Source organism: Nonomuraea sp. NPDC049625, assembly GCF_040675285.1.
Taxonomy (GTDB): domain Bacteria; phylum Actinomycetota; class Actinomycetes; order Streptosporangiales; family Streptosporangiaceae; genus Nonomuraea; species Nonomuraea angiospora_A.
Window position 1 is genome coordinate 457133 of the sequence record NZ_JBFAOQ010000002.1, and the last position, 17504, is coordinate 474636.

At 71.4% G+C, this 17504-nt stretch carries 16 protein-coding genes; 15 read left to right on the forward strand and 1 reads right to left on the reverse strand.

The genetic code is table 11. The features are described from left to right. Positions 1-29 precede the first annotated feature (29 nt). The 9 genes from hisI (at position 30) to AB0J87_RS09555 (ending at position 10068) form a co-directional block, all read left to right on the forward strand. Positions 30-377 carry a phosphoribosyl-AMP cyclohydrolase gene (gene hisI, locus AB0J87_RS09515; protein ID WP_350726255.1) on the forward strand — a complete coding sequence of 116 codons (348 nt, stop codon included), beginning with the start codon at positions 30-32 and terminating at the stop codon, positions 375-377. Positions 378-385: 8 nt separating this feature from the next. Then, the gene (locus AB0J87_RS09520; protein ID WP_363963762.1) at positions 386-988 is read left to right on the forward strand and encodes a Trp biosynthesis-associated membrane protein; all 603 of its coding nucleotides are present in this window, start codon (positions 386-388) and stop codon (positions 986-988) included. Positions 989-1099: 111 nt separating this feature from the next. Continuing rightward, positions 1100-1735, forward strand: coding sequence for a DUF4190 domain-containing protein (locus tag AB0J87_RS09525; RefSeq protein WP_363963764.1), 636 nt, complete (start codon positions 1100-1102; stop codon positions 1733-1735). Between the two features lie 160 nt (positions 1736-1895). Then, positions 1896-2459, forward strand: coding sequence for a CD225/dispanin family protein (locus AB0J87_RS09530; protein WP_355191799.1), 564 nt, complete (start codon positions 1896-1898; stop codon positions 2457-2459). Positions 2460-2482: 23 nt separating this feature from the next. After that, positions 2483-2914 (forward strand): DUF2752 domain-containing protein, encoded by a 432-nt coding sequence (locus AB0J87_RS09535; protein WP_363963766.1) that lies wholly within the window; start codon positions 2483-2485, stop codon positions 2912-2914. 130 nt (positions 2915-3044) lie between these two features. Continuing rightward, the gene (gene trpC, locus AB0J87_RS09540; RefSeq protein ID WP_192792295.1) at positions 3045-3884 is read left to right on the forward strand and encodes an indole-3-glycerol phosphate synthase TrpC; all 840 of its coding nucleotides are present in this window, start codon (positions 3045-3047) and stop codon (positions 3882-3884) included. 38 nt (positions 3885-3922) lie between these two features. Further along, on the forward strand, positions 3923-5128 hold the full coding sequence (trpB, locus tag AB0J87_RS09545) for a tryptophan synthase subunit beta (RefSeq protein WP_355192698.1): 1206 nt from the start codon (positions 3923-3925) through the stop codon (positions 5126-5128). Between the two features lie 73 nt (positions 5129-5201). Further along, entirely contained in the window at positions 5202-5996 is a 795-nt protein-coding gene (gene trpA, locus AB0J87_RS09550) for a tryptophan synthase subunit alpha (protein ID WP_350726265.1), read from the forward strand. Between the two features lie 136 nt (positions 5997-6132). After that, on the forward strand, positions 6133-10068 hold the full coding sequence (locus AB0J87_RS09555) for an endo-alpha-N-acetylgalactosaminidase family protein (protein WP_363963769.1): 3936 nt from the start codon (positions 6133-6135) through the stop codon (positions 10066-10068). Positions 10069-10077: 9 nt separating this feature from the next. Here the strand turns inward: AB0J87_RS09555 and AB0J87_RS09560 are convergent, their stop codons facing one another. Beyond that, complete coding sequence (locus AB0J87_RS09560; RefSeq protein WP_363963770.1) at positions 10078-10605, reverse strand: TetR family transcriptional regulator; 528 nt, start codon at positions 10603-10605, stop codon at positions 10078-10080. Between the two features lie 217 nt (positions 10606-10822). On the opposite strand from AB0J87_RS09560, the gene AB0J87_RS09565 reads away from it, so the two are divergent. The 6 genes from AB0J87_RS09565 to AB0J87_RS09590 all read left to right on the forward strand — a co-directional run bounded on the left by AB0J87_RS09565 (position 10823) and on the right by AB0J87_RS09590 (position 17460). Beyond that, complete coding sequence (locus AB0J87_RS09565) at positions 10823-11308, forward strand: MauE/DoxX family redox-associated membrane protein (RefSeq protein ID WP_192792298.1); 486 nt, start codon at positions 10823-10825, stop codon at positions 11306-11308. Then, on the forward strand, positions 11295-12053 hold the full coding sequence (locus AB0J87_RS09570) for a thioredoxin domain-containing protein (protein WP_363963772.1): 759 nt from the start codon (positions 11295-11297) through the stop codon (positions 12051-12053). Before AB0J87_RS09565 ends, AB0J87_RS09570 begins: the two co-directional genes overlap by 14 nt. Before the next feature lie 26 nt (positions 12054-12079). After that, the gene (gene lgt / locus AB0J87_RS09575) at positions 12080-13258 is read left to right on the forward strand and encodes a prolipoprotein diacylglyceryl transferase (RefSeq protein WP_363963774.1); all 1179 of its coding nucleotides are present in this window, start codon (positions 12080-12082) and stop codon (positions 13256-13258) included. Next, positions 13255-13959, forward strand: a complete 705-nt coding sequence (locus tag AB0J87_RS09580) for a VIT1/CCC1 transporter family protein (RefSeq protein ID WP_363963776.1) — start codon at positions 13255-13257, stop codon at positions 13957-13959. The genes lgt and AB0J87_RS09580 overlap by 4 nt, the downstream gene beginning before the upstream one ends. Before the next feature lie 1919 nt (positions 13960-15878). After that, positions 15879-16619 (forward strand): hypothetical protein, encoded by a 741-nt coding sequence (locus AB0J87_RS09585; RefSeq protein ID WP_363963778.1) that lies wholly within the window; start codon positions 15879-15881, stop codon positions 16617-16619. A 253-nt stretch (positions 16620-16872) separates the two neighbouring features. Beyond that, a complete protein-coding gene (locus tag AB0J87_RS09590) occupies positions 16873-17460 on the forward strand; it encodes a hypothetical protein (protein ID WP_363963780.1) in 588 nt (195 codons plus the stop codon). The last annotated feature ends 44 nt before the right edge of the window (positions 17461-17504 follow it).

Genomic DNA, 17504 nt, shown 5'->3' on the forward strand with positions numbered 1-17504 from the left:
GCACGCGGGCAGGCTGGTTGAATGGACGCATGTCCCTTGACCCCAAGATCGCCGCGCGGTTGAAGCGCGACGCCGACGGCCTGGTCGCCGCCATCGCCCAGCAGTACGACACCGGCGAGGTGCTCATGCTGGCCTGGATGAACGACGAGGCGCTGCATCGGACGCTCACCACCGGCCGGGCCACCTACTGGTCCCGCAGCCGCGCCGAGCTCTGGGTCAAGGGCGGCACCTCCGGCCACGTCCAGCACGTCAAGGCGGTGGCCCTCGACTGCGACGGCGACGCCGTCCTCGTCAAGGTCGACCAGGTCGACGGCGCGTGCCACACCGGAGACCGCACGTGCTTCGACGCGGACCAGCTCGAGATCCCGCTCGGATAGCAGGCCGCATGGGGCACAGAGAGCTGTGGAGCTGGCTGGGGGCGACCGTCCTCGGATGCGTGCTCGTGCTGTTCGGCGCGAGCCGGGCCTGGGTGCGGATCCTGGAGCCGGGCGTGGCCGCGCCCACCGGAGCCGAGCTCAGCCCCGTCCTGACCCCCGTCGCCCTGGCCGCGCTGGCCGGGGTGGTGGCCGTGCTGGCCACCAAGGGCGCGGGGCGCCGCGTCGTCGGGGCGCTGGTCGCCCTGTGCGGGGCGGGCGCAGCGGCCGGGACGTGGACGGCGCTCGGCGGCGACACCGTCACCGGCTGGCTGCGCGAGCAGAACGTCCTGCGCGGCGCCGCCGACCTCCCCTGGGAGGCCGCCCCGCTCTGGCCGGCGGTCACGGCCGCCGGAGCGGTCCTGGTGATCGCCGGCGGGATCGTCGCGATCGTGCGCGGCGGCAGGTGGGCGGGGATGTCGGCGCGCTACGACAGAGGCACCGAGACGGGCGCCGGCGGGGGCGCCAATGGGGGCGCCAATGAGGGTGCCGGCAAGGCCCGCGCCGAGGTCAAGGACGACCGGGCGCTGTGGGACGCGCTCGACCGCGGCGACGACCCCACCGACTCCCGCTGACTCTCAGCGCTATGACGATTTCTTTACTGTTCTGAACCTCTGTCTGCTTGGCAAACGTTTCCTCAATAAGCTGCCGTTGCAACTCGCCACGAACACTTAGGAGCCAGGCGCATGAGCTACGGGGATCAGGGCAGCGGCGGCGGCTACGGCGCGCAGCAGCCCGGCGGTGGGTACGGCCAGCAGCCCCCCAGCGGCGGCGGCGGTTACGGCCAGCAGCCGCCCAGCTACGGGGGTGGGTACGGGCAGCAGCCACCGACCGGGGGTGGCGGTTACGGGCAGCAGCCTCCGAGCTCGGGCGGGTACGGGGAGCAGCCGCCCAGCTATCCGCAGGAGCCGCTCGGCTACGGCCAGCAGCCCCCGAGCGCCGGCGGCTACGGCCAGCAGCCCCCCAGCTACGGCCAGCAGGCCTACGGTCAGCAGGGCTACGGCCAGCAGGGTTACGGCTACGGCGCGCCGCCCCAGCAGCCCAGGTCGACCAACGGCATGGCGGTGGCCTCGCTCGTCCTGGGCATCATCGGCCTGATCTTCTGCGGGATCACCAGCATCCCGGGCGTGATCCTCGGCCACATCGCCCTCAACCGGATCAAGAAGACCGGCGAGGAGGGCTCGGGCATGGCCGTCGGCGGTCTGGTCACGTCCTACATCACCGTCGTGATCTGGGTGCTGTGCTGGCTCATCTTCGGCGGGCTCATCCTGTCGATGATCGGGCTCAGCGCCGCCGCCACGTCGTCCTCGTACGACTACTGAACCGGCCGGTAACCCTCCGCGAGTGTGGCCGGACCGTGACGAGCCGCTTGCGGTCCGATTACGAATTGTCCGCAAAATGGACGTTCTTCCACGTAGGGGGCGTATCCTCGCTAGGCTGCCGCGCGCAACTTGCCACGGATGACAACATGAGAGGTCCTTCATGAGTTACGGCAATCAGGGCGACGGCGGCTACGGCTCGCAGCCGCCCGGCGGCGGTTATGGCCAGCAGCCTCCGAGCGGTGGCGGCTACGGCCAGCAGCCCCCGAGCGGCGGCGGTGGCTACGGCCAGCAGCCCCCGAGTGGTGGCGGCTACGGCGGTGGTTACGGCCAGCAGCCCCCGAGCGGCGGCGGTGGCTACGGCCAGCAGCCCCCCAGCGGTGGTGGTTACGGCCAGCAGCCCCCGAGCGGTGGCGGCTACGGCGGTGGTTACGGCCAGCAGCCCCCGGCCGGTGGCAACCCGCCGGACAACCACCTGGTCGCGGCCATCCTGACCACCCTGTTCTGCTGCCTTCCCCTGGGCATCGTGTCGATCGTCAAGTCTTCGCAGGTCAACTCGAAGTGGCAGATCGGCGACTTCCAGGGTGCCGCGCTGGCGAGCGAGGAGGCCAAGACCTGGTGGAAGCGGTCGTTGATCGCGGGCATCATCTGGTGGGTGCTGGTCATCCTCTTCTACGTGGTGGTGTTCGTCCTCCTGGCCGCCAGTGTCCCGAGCTCGAGCTACTGAGCCGGAAGGCGGATACTGAGAGCATGAGCATCGCAACAACCGAGCGGCGCGGCGCGGCACGTCTCAAGGGCCTGCTCGCGCCGCTCGGTGTTGCGGGCGCGACGGGCGCCGTGTTCGCGTTCGTCGGGATGGTGGACCCCAACCAGCCGGGCCACTACCCGACCTGCCCGTTCCTGTGGCTCACCCACCTCTACTGCCCGGGCTGCGGCACGCTGCGGACCATCCACGCGCTCGCCCATCTCGACCCGGCCACCGCGCTCGGGATGAACCCTCTCGCCGTGGCCATGATGCCGTTCCTGCTGTTCTGGTGGGGGAGATGGGTCGTACGCGCCTGGCAGGGCAGGCCGAGACGCACCACGCTCGCCCATCCGGCGTGGCTGTGGGCGTTCCTCGCCCTCGTCATGGTCTACTGGGTCGTCCGTAACCTGCCGTTCGGGGCGTTCCTCGCTCCGTAGGGACTCCCAGCCGGGGGGCCTGTGGTGAGGTGACCCCGTGCGGGCCGATACCATCGCAGGACAAGGCAGAGAGCGGACGCGACGCGAACTCTCCGCCGCCCCCACAGTCGACCGGAGGGACCTCAAGCGCGTGAGTGAGCGGACGGAAGGGCCGAGTGTCCTCGACGACATCCTCGACGGGGTGCGCGCCGACCTCGCCGCACGTCAGCAGGCCGTGTCCATTGACGAGCTCAAGCGGCGGGCCGAGCGCGCCCATGCGCCCAGGGACGCCATGGCCGCGCTCGGGGGCGACAGGATCTCGGTGATCGCCGAGGTCAAGCGGTCGAGCCCGTCCAAGGGGGCGCTGGCCGCCATCGCCGACCCGGCCGCGCTGGCGGCCGACTACGAAGAGGGCGGCGCCCACGTCATCAGCGTGCTGACCGAGCGGCGCAAGTTCGGCGGCAGCCTCGAAGACCTGGCGGCGGTTCGCGCCCGGGTCGACATCCCGATCCTGCGCAAAGACTTCATCCTGACCTCCTACCAGCTCTGGGAGGCCCGGGCCCACGGCGCCGACCTGGCGCTGCTGATGGTCGTCTGCCTGGAGCAGGAGGCGCTGGTGTCGCTGATCGAGCGGGCCGAGTCGATCGGGCTCACCCCGCTGGTCGAGGTGCACACCGAGGAGGAGCTCGAGCGGGCGGTCGCCGCCGGTGCCCGGGTCATCGGGATCAACGCGCGCAACCTCAAGACACTCGAAGTCGATCGCGAGGTCTTCACGAAGCTGGCGCCCAAGATCCCCGATAATGTGATCAAGATTGCCGAGTCGGGCGTGCGCGGCCCGCACGACCTGCTCGCCTATGCCAGGGCCGGCGCCGACGCCGTCCTGGTCGGGGAGAGCCTGGTCACCGGCAAGGACCCGCGCAAGGCAGTGGAGGCCCTGGTGACCGCCGGCGCCCATCCAGCGACGCGCCCCGACCACTCAGCAGAGGGATAGCAGTGGCACACGAAGGCTCCATCCTGACCGCCGCCGACCTGACGGGCAACGGCCCGCTCGGCGACGACCCAGACGTGCACGGCAAGTTCGGCATCTTCGGCGGCCGGTTCGTCCCCGAGGCGCTCATCCCGGCGCTCGACGAGGTGGCCGCGGTCTACGAGAAGGCCAAGAACGACCCGGAGTTCCTGCGGGAGTTCGACCATCTGCTGCGCACGTACGCGGGCCGGCCGACCACGCTGACCGACGTGCCGCGCTTCAGCGAGCACGCCGGCGGCGCCAGGATCGTGCTCAAGCGTGAGGACCTCACCCACACCGGCGCTCACAAGATCAACAACGTGCTCGGCCAGGCCCTGCTGACCAAGCGGCTGGGCAAGAAGCGCGTGATCGCCGAGACCGGCGCGGGCCAGCACGGCGTGGCCACCGCCACCGCGGCCGCCCTGCTCGGCCTGGAGTGCGTGATCTACATGGGCGCGGTCGACTGCGAGCGCCAGGCGCTCAACGTCGCCAGGATGAAGCTGCTCGGCGCCACCGTGGTGCCGGTGACCAACGGCTCCCAGACGCTGAAGGACGCCATCAACGAGGCGTTCCGCGACTGGGTGACCAACGTCGACTCCACCCACTACCTGTTCGGCACGATCGCGGGGCCGCACCCGTTCCCCGAGATCGTCCGCGACTTCGCGCGCATCATCGGCGTCGAGGCCCGCCGCCAGATCCAGGAGCTGACCGGCGGCCTGCCCGACGCGGTGTGCGCGGCGGTCGGCGGCGGCAGCAACGCGATCGGCATCTTCCACGCCTTCCTCGGTGACGAGGGCGTCCAGCTGCACGGCTACGAGGCCGCCGGGCGCGGCCTGGAGTCCGGCGAGCACGCGCTCACGCTCACCGCCGGCTCGATCGGCGTGCTGCACGGCTCGCGCACCTACGTGCTGCAGGACGACGAGGGCCAGACCATCGAGTCCCACTCGATCTCGGCCGGGCTCGACTACCCGGGCGTCGGCCCCGAGCACGCCTGGCTGAAGGACTCGGGCCGTGCCACCTACCACGGCGTCACCGACGACGCGGCGATGGCCGCGTTCTCGCTGCTGGCCAGGACCGAGGGCATCATCCCGGCCATCGAGTCCTCCCACGCCCTGGCGGGCGCGCTGGAGCTGGGCCGCGAGCTCGGCCCCGAGGTGACCATCCTGGTCAACCTCTCCGGCCGCGGCGACAAAGACATGGGCACGGCGATGAAATACTTCAACCTCTGACGAGCCGCCACCCCGGCGTGGGGTCCCGCGCCGGGGGATAACTGGTGGGACTCGACCTTCGAAACGGACAGACATGACGACTCTTCAGACGGTTTTCGCCAAGGCGAAGGCGGACAACCGGGCCGCGCTCGTCGGCTACCTGCCCGCGGGCTTCCCCTCCAAGGGCGGCGACGTCGCCGCGGCAGCGGCCCTGGTCGAGGCCGGCTGCGACGTCATCGAGATCGGCCTGCCCTACTCCGACCCGCTCATGGACGGGCCGACGATCCAGGACGCGGTGCACCGCTCGCTGGTCAACGGCACGCGCATCGCCGACGTGCTGCGCACGGTCGAGGGCGTCGCCGCCACCGGCGCCGCCACGCTCGTCATGACCTACTGGAACCCCATCGACAAGTACGGCGCCGAGCGGTTCGCCCGCGACCTCGCCAACGCGGGCGGCGTGGGCACGATCACGCCCGACCTGACGCCCGAGGAGTCGGAGCCGTGGCGGGCGGCGTCCGCGTCCGCAGGCATCGACACGGTGTTCCTGGTGGCGCCGAGCTCGACCGAGCAGCGCATCAAGGCCGTCGTCGACTGCTGCACGGGCTTCGTGTACGCGGCCTCGCTGATGGGTGTCACCGGCGCCAGGGAGAGTGTCAACGTCGCCGCCGAGGGCCTGGTCGAGCGGACCCGGGCGCACACGGACCTGCCGGTGTGCGTGGGCCTCGGCGTGGGCACGGGCGCGCAGGCGGCCGAGGTGGCGACCTACGCCGACGGGGTGATCGTGGGGTCGGCGTTCATCCGCCGCATCCTCGACGCGTCCGACGAGGCCGAGGGCCGGGCCTCCATCGGAGCCCTGGCCAGGGACATGGCCCAGGGGGTCCGCCGGTAAAGGTGCTTTACCGGCTATGTAACGAAATTTCGGGATTGCTGCAAGGATTTGGCGCGTAGGTCCTTGGCGTGCGGTCCGGGGCGGGTGATGATCGGGGCCCCGAAGCGGTGTGACGCACGACCCCGAAAGGACACCGATGCGTCCCAGCCCCCTCACGTTCGCAGCGACCCTCGCACTCGCGGTCACGGCCATGACCGCCCCGGCGTCCGCCGATCTCGTCCCGGCGTCCGTCGGTCCTGCCCCGGTGTCGGTAGGCCCCGAACCGGCGTCTGCGAGCCCCGAACCGGCGGCCACCCCGCCGCCCGACGCCGAGCCCACCCCGACGTACGAGTTGCCGTCCCCGGAGACGCCGCCCACCGGGACGCCCCCGCCGAGCCCCACCGCGCAGAACGAGCCGCCCAGGCCGGCGCGGGTGGCCCGGCCGATCGCGATCTCGTCCCCGGCGCTGCGCGTCGAGCTCGACCCGGACTTCCCGCGCGTCCTGAGCTACACCGACCGGGCCGGCGGCGCCACGCTCGGCGGCAGCACGGGCGTGCCCGCCGTCGTCCTCAACGGCCAGGCGCGAGCCGCCACCGTGGCGCTGACCGCGAACGACGGCGCGACCGCCCGCTACCGGCTGACCTTCCCCGATCTCGGCGGCGTCGCGCTCGGGGCGAGCATCGGCGTCAAGGGCCGGGTGACGACGTTCCGGATCGACTCGGTGGCCGACACCGAGGCGTTCCGCGTCAACACCATCGACCTGCCCGGCCATGACCTGGTGTCGGTGTCGAGCGCGCAGCCGGGCGCGGCGACCGCGTTCACCCGGCTGGACCCCAACTCCACCCGCACCGCCGACGTCTTCGCCCAGGTCACGCCGGGCACCGCGCCCGACGACGGCCCGGTCGGGGCCACGTACGCGATCGTGAACACCGACCGGCTGGCCGCCGCGATCGAGACGAACTCCACCTACGACCGCCCCTCGGGCGTCACCGACCGGGACGCCGCCAGGCTCTGGCACCAGGCCAGGAAGGACGCCGGTGGCACCGTCTCCGTGGGCGTGTGGAGCGGCCAGTGGACGCACCGCGCGACCGGCTCGCCGTTCACCGAGGAGCCGCCCTGGGCCAAGGTCGTGGTCACGCCCGACGCCAACGGCGACGGGACGCTCGACTGGCAGGACGGCGCGGTGGCGTTCAGGACCATCGCCGTCAAGGCGGCCGGCGCCGAGCGGACCAGGGACCGCGTGGTCACGCACATCCCGTTCAACTTCTCCAGCCAGGCCACGCACCCGTTCCTGCGCACCCTGGACGACGTCAAGCGCATCTCGCTGGCCACCGACGGCCTCGGGCAGCTCGCGCTGCTCAAGGGCTACCAGTCGGAGGGCCACGACGCGGCGCACCCCGACTACGGCGGCAACTACAACCGGCGCGCGGGCGGGCTGAAGGACCTGAACACGCTGCTCAAGGCCGGCAAGGGCTGGAACGCCACGTTCGGCGTGCACGTCAACGCCACCGAGTCCTACCCCGAGGCCAGGAACTTCAGCGAGCAGCTCGTCGACAAGGCCGCCAAGGGCTGGAACTGGCTCGACCAGGCGTACCTGATCGACCAGCGCGGCGACCTCACCAGAGGCACCCTGGCCGGGCGCTTCGCGCAGCTGCGCGCCGAGACCGACCGCAACCTCGCGGTGCTGTACGTGGACGTGTTCAGGCCGTTCGGCTGGGTCGCCGACCGGACGCTGGCCGAGCTGCGCGAGCAGGGCTGGCAGGTGACCACGGAGTGGTCGGACAAGCTCGAACGCGCGTCCCTGTGGTCCCACTGGGCCAACGACCTCAACTACGGCGGGGTCACCAACAAGGGGCTGAACTCCCAGATCATCCGGTTCATCCGCAACGACGAGAAGGACGTCTGGAACGCCCACCCGATCCTCGGCAACGCCCGCATCGTCGAGTTCGAGGGCTGGCAGGCGAAGAACGACTTCACCGCGTTCTACCGCAACATCTGGGAGCACAACCTGCCGGTCAAGTTCCTGCAGCACTACAAGATCATGGACTGGAACGCGGACGAGATCGTCTTCTCCGGCGGCGTGCGGGGCACGTACCGGGACGGGAGGCGCGAGCTGTTCGCCGACGGGCACAAGGTGCTCGACGGGGGCGCCTACCTGCTGCCGTGGCAGGGCAGGTACTACCACTACAACCCGGCGGGAGGGGTGACGACCTGGGACGCCGACCGGCCGATGACCGTCTACCGGCTCACCGGCCAGGGCCGCGTGGCGGTCGGCACGGTCACCCCGGAGCACGGGAAGATCACGTTGCGGGCGGAGGCGGGCGTGCCGTACGTGCTCTATCCCGGCAAGGCGCCCCGGCAGCCTGACCCGGACTGGGGGCAGGGCGCCGGCGTGCGCGACCCCGGCTTCAACGGCGACCGGCTCGCCGGATGGACCGTCACGGGCCCCGTGAGCGTCCGCGAGAACGACCTGGGCCAGCGGGTGGCGCTGCTCGGCGGCGGGGCGCGGGCGCGGCTGGAGCAGCGGCTGACGGGCCTGCGGCCCGGCCGCACCTACACCGCCTCCGCCTTCGTCGAGGTCGAGCCGGGCAGGACCCGCGAGACCACCCTGGAGGTCGCCGGGCAGGCGGTGACCGTCAGCCGGTCCACGGCCAGGAACTACATCGCCTCCGACGAGAAGCACGACACCTTCTTCCAGCGGGCCAAGGTGACCTTCACCGCGCCCGGCACGTCGGCCACCCTGCGGATCACGGCCGCCGCCGCGGACGGGGACGTGCGGGTGGACGACGTACGGCTGTTCGAGCGGGAGCCGGCTGGTGACGTGGAGACGTTCGAGTCGAACGAGCCCGGCTGGGGGCCGTTCGTGAAGGGGGACGCGGGCGGGTCGTTCGACGCGCGCACGCACCTGTCCGAGCGGCACGAGCCGTACACGCAGGCCGGGTGGAACGGCAAGACGATCGACGACGTGCTGAACGGCGACTGGTCGCTGAAGGCGCACGAGGAGCGCCAGGGGCTCATCTACCGCACGTTGCCGTGGACCGCGCGGTTCGAGCCGGGGCACGCGTACGAGGTGTCCTTCGCCTACCAGAGCGCGCAGGCGGACGCGTACCAGTGGGTGACCGGCTACGACAAGGGCGGCGCCGGCGTCGAGACGCGGCGCACGCCCATCCCCGAGCGGCGGACCACGGGGATGTTCAGGGAGCGGGTGGTGGCGGGGTGCGGGGACGTGTGGGTCGGGCTGCGCTCGCTCAAGGCCGAGCAGGCCGGGGCCGACTTCGTCCTCGACGACTTCTCCGTGACCGACCTCGGCGCGGCGCCGGACGCGCAGGCGTGCGGGTCGCTGGAGGTGGTGCCCGCCGGCGTCGTCGAGCAGGGAAGGGCCAACGAGGTCGTCACCACGTTCACGAACCTCGAGGACTCGACGGCCCAGGACGTTCGGGTGACGCTGGACGTACCGGACGGGTGGACGGCCACCGGCGACGGGACCGGCGTCGTGGAGCCGGGCGCCAAGTTGACCACGACCTGGCAGGTCACCCCGCCCGCGGACGCCTCCGGGAGCTACGAGCTCGGGGCCGCGGCCGGCTACTCCGTGGGCGGCGTGGCGAAGCGGCTCACCGCGTCCGCGACCGTGCGCACGCCGCCCCGGCCGCCCGCGGAGGACGCCTACGCCAGCGACCTGGAGTGGGTGACCGCGGACAACGGCTGGGGGCCGGTGGAGCGCGACCGGTCCAACGGCGACACCGGCGAGGCCGACGGCGGGCCGATCGTCATCGGCGGGCGGACGTTCGCCAAGGGGCTCGGCACGCACGCGCCGGCCAGGGTTCGCTTCCACCTGGGCGGCGCGTGCACGGGGTTCACGGCGTTCGTGGGGGTCGACGACGTGCAGGCCACGCGGGGGTCCGTGCAGTTCGCCGTGGTGGCGGACGGGGTGGAGAAGGCGCGCAGCCCGGTCCTGCGGGCCGCCGACGCGGCGTACGAGCTGAGCGCCGACCTGACCGGAGCCCGTTACGTGGACCTGGTGGCCGGGGACGGCGGCGACGGGAACGGCAACGACCACGCCGACTGGGGCGAGGCCAGGTTCGCGTGCGGCTGAGCGGGCTCTTCATGCCCGGACCGCCCTGGCGAACAGCGCGGCCAGCCCGTCGGCGTACTCGTCCGGGTCGGCGTCGGGGTCGGCCTCCAGCAGGAACGGCAGCCCGTCCAGCGCGCGCTGGACCGCCATCGCGGTCACCCGTACGTTGAACGCCCCGAACTCGCCGCTCTCCTGCCCCCAGACCAATAACCGCTCGAGGTGGGACAGCCCCGACAGGCCGGTGGCCCCGGGGCGGTGGTTGAGGAGGATCTCCGTGGCGGCGCGCATCTCGGCGCGGTGCTCGCTGACATACGCCGCTAAGGAGCGGATGTACGTCTCCAGCGCCGCGCCGGCCGTGCGCTGCGTGCTCACCCGCTCGGCCATGAACGCCGAAAGCCGCCCCTGGATCGTCGCGATCACCTGAGCGATCAGCTCGTCCTTGCCCGCGAAGTGGTACGAGATCAGGCGAGTGCTGCTGAGCCCGGCAGATCGGGCGATCCGGACGAACGACGCCTGATGGTAGCCGAGCTCGGCGATCGTCGCGATGGTCGCCGTCACGATCTGCGCTCGTCTTGCGGAGCTCGTGACCGTTACTTGCATGAGTAAATTTTTACTTGACTGCGTAATTCCCGCAAGAAACACGGCTTAGCCGGTGCTTATCCGCCGCGTGGTCATATGGATTCCCGATACTGTGCCCATCCCGGCGCAGAGAAAGAGGAGATGGCGTGTGGACGCGTCACTATCGTCACGCAGAGAGTTCTCGGCGATACCCTGGGTGACGACCGTCGCCCGGCTGGTCCTGGGCGGGGTGCTGATCGCGGCGGGTGGGCTCAAGATCGGAAACCCGGCCGATTCGGTCGTGGCGGTCAAGGCTTACCAGCTGCTGCCCGAGTCGATCGCCGTCACGGTGGGCTACGCCCTGCCGATCCTGGAGATCGTCGTCGGGCTGCTGCTGGTCGTCGGTCTGCTGACCAGGGTGGCCGCGGTGATCGCCGGGCTGCTCATGTTCGCCTTCGTGTTCGGCATCGCCTGGGCCTGGGCGCACGGTCTGCGGATCGACTGCGGCTGCTTCGGTGGCGGCGGCCAGCTGGGGGTAGGGGAGGAGCCGACGTACTTGCTCGACATCCTGCGCGACTTCGGGCTCGTGCTGCTCGGCGCCTGGGCGGTGCGTTTCCCGCCGGGCCGTTTCGCGCTCGACGGCGCCCTTGGACTGGGGGGCGACAATCGTATTGAAGGGGATGACGACGATGAGCAAGGCTGAGCGCACCAAGACGAAGACGGCGCGCGAGAAGATCAGGGAACAGCAGGCCGAGGCACGCCTGCGGGAAAGGCGCAGGCGCATCGCCACGTACGTGACCGCCGGGGCGGTCGCGGTGGCCGCCGTCGGGCTCGGCTGGTGGTACGCGGCCAGCAACTCGCAGTCCGAGCAGGCCGCCGGAGCGCTCGCGTCGGTCACGGTGCAGCCCGACGGCTCGGTCGTGATGGCCAACCAGGGCGTCGCCGGGCCCGTGGTCGACATCTACGAGGACTTCCAGTGTCCCGCCTGCAAGGAGCTCGAGCGGGTCAGCGGCCAGACCTTCAAGAACCTCGCCGCCGAGGGCAAGGCCAAGGTCGTCTACCACCCGATCACGATCTTCTCCCAGGAGCCGACCAAGTCCAACTCCGTACGCGCGGGCAGTGCCGCCCGATGCGTCGCCGACGGCAAGCAGTGGGTCGCCTTCCATGACCTGCTCTACCAGAACCAGCCGTCCGAGACCGAGGCCGGCTTCACGGTGGACCAGCTGAAGAACTGGGGCAAGCAGGCCGGGGTGACCGCGCCGGGCTTCGACCAGTGCGTCGCCACGCAGAAGCACGCCGACGCGCAGCTCTCGTACAGCAAGAAGATCATCGATGCGCAGAAGATCGACCATACGCCGACGGTGAAACTGAACGGCAAGGAAATCGACAATCCCGTACTCTTCAGCCCGCAAGATCTGCGCGAAGCGATTACGAAGGCGGCCAAGTAGTCTCTCTTCCGCTACCCTCACGTGACATGCCCCTTGCCTCGATTCCCAGCCCTTCCCAGGGGGTCTGGTATCTCGGAATCATCCCGATCCGGGCTTATGCGCTATGCATCGTGCTCGGCGTCATCGTCGCCGTCTGGCTGAGCGAGCGGCGCTGGCAGGCCCGCGGTGGCCAGAAGGGGACGATCGTCGACATCGCGGTCCCCGCGGTCATCTTCGGCCTGATCGGCGGCCGGCTCTACCACGTCATCACCGACTGGCAGACCTACTTCGGCAGCCGCGCGATCAAGGAGCCCATCCAGGCGCTGTTCATCTGGGAGGGCGGCCTCGGCATCTGGGGCGCGATCTCACTCGGCGCGCTCGGCGTCTGGTTCGCCGTGCGCAAACGCGGCATCTCCATGAGCGCCGTCGCCGACACGGTCGCGCCCGGCATCGCCTTCGCCCAGGCCATCGGCCGCTGGGGCAACTGGTTCAACCAGGAGCTCTACGGCTCGCCGACCACGCTCCCGTGGGGCCTGGAGATCGACGCCGACCACGGGGGCGAGCCGGGGGTGCTCTACCACCCGACCTTCCTGTACGAGTCGCTGTGGGACGTGGCGCTCGGCTTCGTGCTCCTCTTCGCGGGCCGGCGCTTCGCCCTGCGCCACGGGCGGCTGTTCGCCCTCTACGTCGCCGGCTACACGCTGGGCCGCTTCTGGATCGAAGGGCTGCGCATCGACCCGGTCGGCGGCGTGGACCACGCGGTGACGTTCCTCGGGCTGCGGATCAACCAGTGGACGTCGATCGTGCTGTTCGTGGCGGCGCTGGCGTACTTCTGGCTGTCCAGGAACCGGGACAGCGTGGAGATCGTGGCCCCGGCCGACCCGGCTCACCCCGCCGACCAGGCGGACGCCGACTCCGAGGACACGCAGGAGCCCACCTCGGCCGACGACGGAGAGGACGCTCCGAGCCCTCGACCATCGGCCGATACGTCCAAGGACCCCGAAGCCACGGACGACCCGGCTCCGGAGACCGACAAGACCACGGACGCGGAAGTCACGGACGCTCCGGTGCCGGCAGCCGAAAAGGCCGAGAAGCCTGAGCAGGCCGAGAAGGCCGAGGACGACGGAGCGAAGGATGCCCCGCCGCCAGCGGGTGATGTGACCCCCGCCGACGGGGTAGAGGCATCTGACGCCGAAGTCGTGACGAAGGAGAAGAACTCGCGATGAGTGGTCGCGCGGAGATCCACCACCAGCATCGTGACGTCACCGGAGGCTGGTTGCGGCCCTCGGTGTTCGGCGCGATGGACGGCCTGGTGTCGAACTTCGCGCTCATCGCGGGTGTCGCGGGCGGGACGACCAACACGAAGGTCATCGCCCTCGGAGGCGTCGCCGGGCTCGCCGCCGGCGCGCTGTCCATGGCGGGCGGCGAGTACGTCTCGGTCGCCAGCCAGCGCGAGCTGGCCCAGGCCGAGATCGCCGTGGAACGGCGCGAGCTCGCCCGCCACCCTGACGACGAGCAGGCGGAGCTGGCACAGACGTTCGTCGACAAGGGCGTGGAGCCCGGCCTGGCCGCCGAGGTGTCCAGGCAGATCTCCCGCAACCCGGACCGCGCGCTGGAGGTCCACGCCCAGAACGAACTGGGCGTCGCCCCCGGCGAGCTGCCCTCACCGGTGGTGGCCGCGGTGTCGTCGTTCCTGTCGTTCAGCTTGGGGGCGGTGCTGCCCCTGCTGCCGTACCTGCTCGGCGCCAGGGACCTGGCGCTGTCGGCCGCGGTGTCCTGCGTGGCCCTGTTCGCGGCGGGCGCGCTGGTCTCGGCGGTGACGGCGCGCAGCTGGTGGTTCTCAGGGCTGCGCCAGCTCGTAGTGGGCGCGATCGCCGCGGCGGTCACGTTCGGCCTCGGCAACCTGATCGGGGCGGCGGGCCTGTGATGGCCCGCAGGAGAGCCGGTTCGGGCGGTCACGGCAGATCCTCCTCCGGCCAGGACGGCCAGGACGGCACGGGCCGCACCCGCGGCGGCCGCTCTCCCGGCAGAGACCAGGACAATCCCACCCCCGCCTCCGGCCATCCGACCCCAGACCCGAACGCCGCCGCCGGCCGGGCCGGCGGTAGTTGGCCTGCGCGAGAGGTGCAGGACGCGGGTGGTAGCTGGCCGGCGCGTGATGTGCAGGACACGAGCGGGAGTTGGCCTGCTCGGGATGGTGGCCGTGCTGGTGGTCGCCGGGCGGCGGGTTCGGATGGTGCTGGCCCGGCTGGTGGCAGTTGGCCTGCTCGGGATGTGCAGGACGCCGGCGGTAGCTGGCCCGCGCGGGACGTGCAGGATGCCGGTCGTGCTGGTGGCCGCCGGGCGTCGGGTGCCGATGGTGCCGGCCCGGCTGGTGCCAGTTGGCCCGCGCGAGAGGTGCAGGACGCGGGTGGTAGCTGGCCGGCCCGTGATGTCCAGGACACGAGCGGGAGTTGGCCTGCTCGGGATGCCGGCCGTGCTGGTGGTCGCCGGGCGGCGGGTTCGGATGGTGCTGGCCCGGCTGGTGGCAGTTGGCCCGCGCGAGACGTTCAAGACGCCGGTGGTAGTTGGCCGGCGCGGGATGTTCCAGATGCCGGTGGTAGTTGGCCGGCGCGGGACGTTCCAGACGCTGGTGGTACCTGGCCGGCCCGTGACGTGCAGGACGCGGGCGGCAGCTGGCCTGCGCGGAACCTGCGGGACGCGGGTGGTAGTTGGCCTGCTCGAGATGTCCAGGACGCCGGTGGCAGCTGGCCCGCTCGAGAGGCGCAGGACACCGGCGGTGCCGGGGGTCGCCGGGCATCAGGCTCGGATGACGCCGGCCGTACCGGCGGCGGCGGTCGGCCCGCGTCGGAGGGGCGAGGCAGCCGTCGTGCCGGTGGTCGCCGGTCGGCGGGCGCGGCCGACTCGGGGCGGGCCGGTCACGCCCGGCCGTCCGTAGACCCGGACGGTGGAGGCCAAGCAGCTGGCGGCTGGCCGGCGGCAGGCGCGGACGGTGGCTGGCAGCCGAGCGGCGACGGCCAGCCGACGCCGGGTGTAGGTGGCCGGCACGCTGGCGACGAGGGTAGGCCCAGCGCCGGTGCTGGTGCCGGTGCCGCTGCCAGGCCTGGCACTGGTCCTGGTGCCGCTGGCGGGGTGGGTGCTGGCGGGGCTGGAGTCGGCGGCGGTGGCTGGACTGCCGGAGGCCAGGGCGACGATGGTCAGCTGTTGGCCGAGGCGACCGGCGGCGGGCGGTTGCCGTCCGGTAAGAGCGGTGAAAGGCGTTCCGGGCGCAGGCGGGCGAAGACGAGCCACGGCGCGGATGACCAGTCGGCGAGCGGCGGCGACCGCGGAAACTGGGCAGCAGACGGCGACCTCGGAAACTGGGCGGCCGGCGGCGACGAGCCCGCGGCCGATGCGGTCGGCGGTGACTGGGCGGTCAGCGGTATGCGGTCCGTCACCGAGGGGACCCGACCCCGCAGATCCGGCGGCCGACGTTCGGCGGCCGAGACCGATGGAGGTCGTTCGGCATCCGGAGGCCGCGGTCGTCGTTCGGCGGCGGCCCATGGCGGCCGTTCGGCGGCTGAGACCGACGGCGGTCGCGCGGTGGCTGGGGCGGAAGGCGGCCGCTCGGCAGCAGGTGCCGAAGGCGGCCGATTGGTGGCCGGCGCCGATGGTGGTTGGTCAGTGCTCGGGGCCGAGGACGATCGGTTGGCCGACGACGGTCCATTGGACTTCGGGGCCGACGGTGGATTTGCGACTTCTGAGACTCGCGACGGGAAGGCCGATGGTGAGGGGCGGCCTGGGAAGTTCTCGCGAACGCGACGGCGTCCGCCGCCTTCTGACTGGCAACTCCCGCTGCTCACCCACATGGGCTTGCAGCCCAAGCACCAGCGGCTGATCGTCATCATCGCCACGATCGTCGGCGTGCTGGCGGGCGGGGCTGGGCTGGTGGTCGCCATCAACTCCATCGGCGGCTACTCCCCGCAGCGGCAGGCCGGCTCCTCCATGATCGCGCCGGACACGGCGCTCCCGCACGTCTTCCGGGGGTGGGGTTCGCCCAAGCTGTTCGACCCCGTCACGGACAGGGCCAAGGACCAGCGGGCGCTGACCGAGAAGGAGGTGTTCGGGCAGAGCGAGCTCGCCGTGTCCAAGAAACTCAAGCTCAAGCTGGTCACCAAGAAACTCGATTCCGACTGCTCGGCGGCGCTGTGGGGCGCGAACCTCCTCGAACTGGTGTCGGACGCCGGATGCACCCAAGTCGCCCGCGGCCTCTACGCGAGCTCCGACGGCCGGTACATCGGCCAGTACACGTTGCTCAACCTCAAGGACGGCAAGTCGGCCGCCGACCTGGTGGAGTCCTTGAAGACGCTCTACCGGGGCGGTTGGACGCGCCCCCTGGAGTCCGCCAAGGCCGCCTTCCCCGCCGGCGGCTACTCCGAGGCTGGCGGCTACGCCCTCGGCCACTACGTCGGCCTGGTGTGGCTGGGGAAGACCGACGGCGCGGATCCCGGCCCCAAGGACGACTTCGTCTCACTCACTCTGGCGCTCCGCGGCGCGGAGAAGGCCGTCTACCGCCGCGTCGTCACGATCACCGGACCGTCCTCCTGATGCCGAACCACATACCCCCGAACAACACCCGCCCCTGGCACCGCTCCCGTAACGTCATCACGATCGCCAAGGACGGTTGCTGCCTGAGGTCCGGGAGAGTTGCCGCGATGGTGGAGGGCGCTCGCTCGGGGCCTGGGGATGACGTCACGATCGCCGAGGGTGGTCGGCTGAGGCCTGGGGGAGTTGCCGTGATGGTGGAGGGCGGCCGCCTGAGGCCACGGGATGTCGTCGCGATTGCGGAGGTGACCTGCTGATGTCGCGTCGTGTTGTTATTCCCTTGGGGCTCGCCGTCGTGGCGGTCGTCGCGGTGACCGGTTGGCTGTGGCTGCGGCGCGAGGATCCCAGGCCCGCCAGCTTCCACGCCGAGCCCACCTCCGCCTTCTACTCCGCCATCGACAAACGCCAGAACGACACCGCGCCTCTCACCCTGAACGAGGTCTTCACCCCGGCCACCCAGACCCTGGGCGCCATGCGTCGGGACGCCACGCAGCAGTTCAGCGACTGTGACGAGGTTCTCTGGGGGGTCTCGGCCACGGGCTGCACGCAGGCGCTCCAGGCCACGTACAAGGGGGGTGCGGTGGCGGGCCAGTTCGTCATCTTCAACCTGAGCGACGGGCGGGCGGCTGACGCGCTGGTGTCGGCGCTGGGCAAGGATGGCTTCGTACGGCAGGACATCGCGTTCGAGCCGGTCGGCAGCCGTGCCCAGGCGCGGGCGATGGGCCACTACGTGACTGTGAGCTGGGCCGGAGGATCGGCGCCCGCCCAGGACCTGGTGGCCGCCCTCGTGGCGCTGGACGGTTTGGGGCGCGTGGTCCAGGGCCGCATCGTCGCCGCAACCTGAAGCCACCGCCACCCACCCGCCTCCGATGGCGACACGGCGGCAGC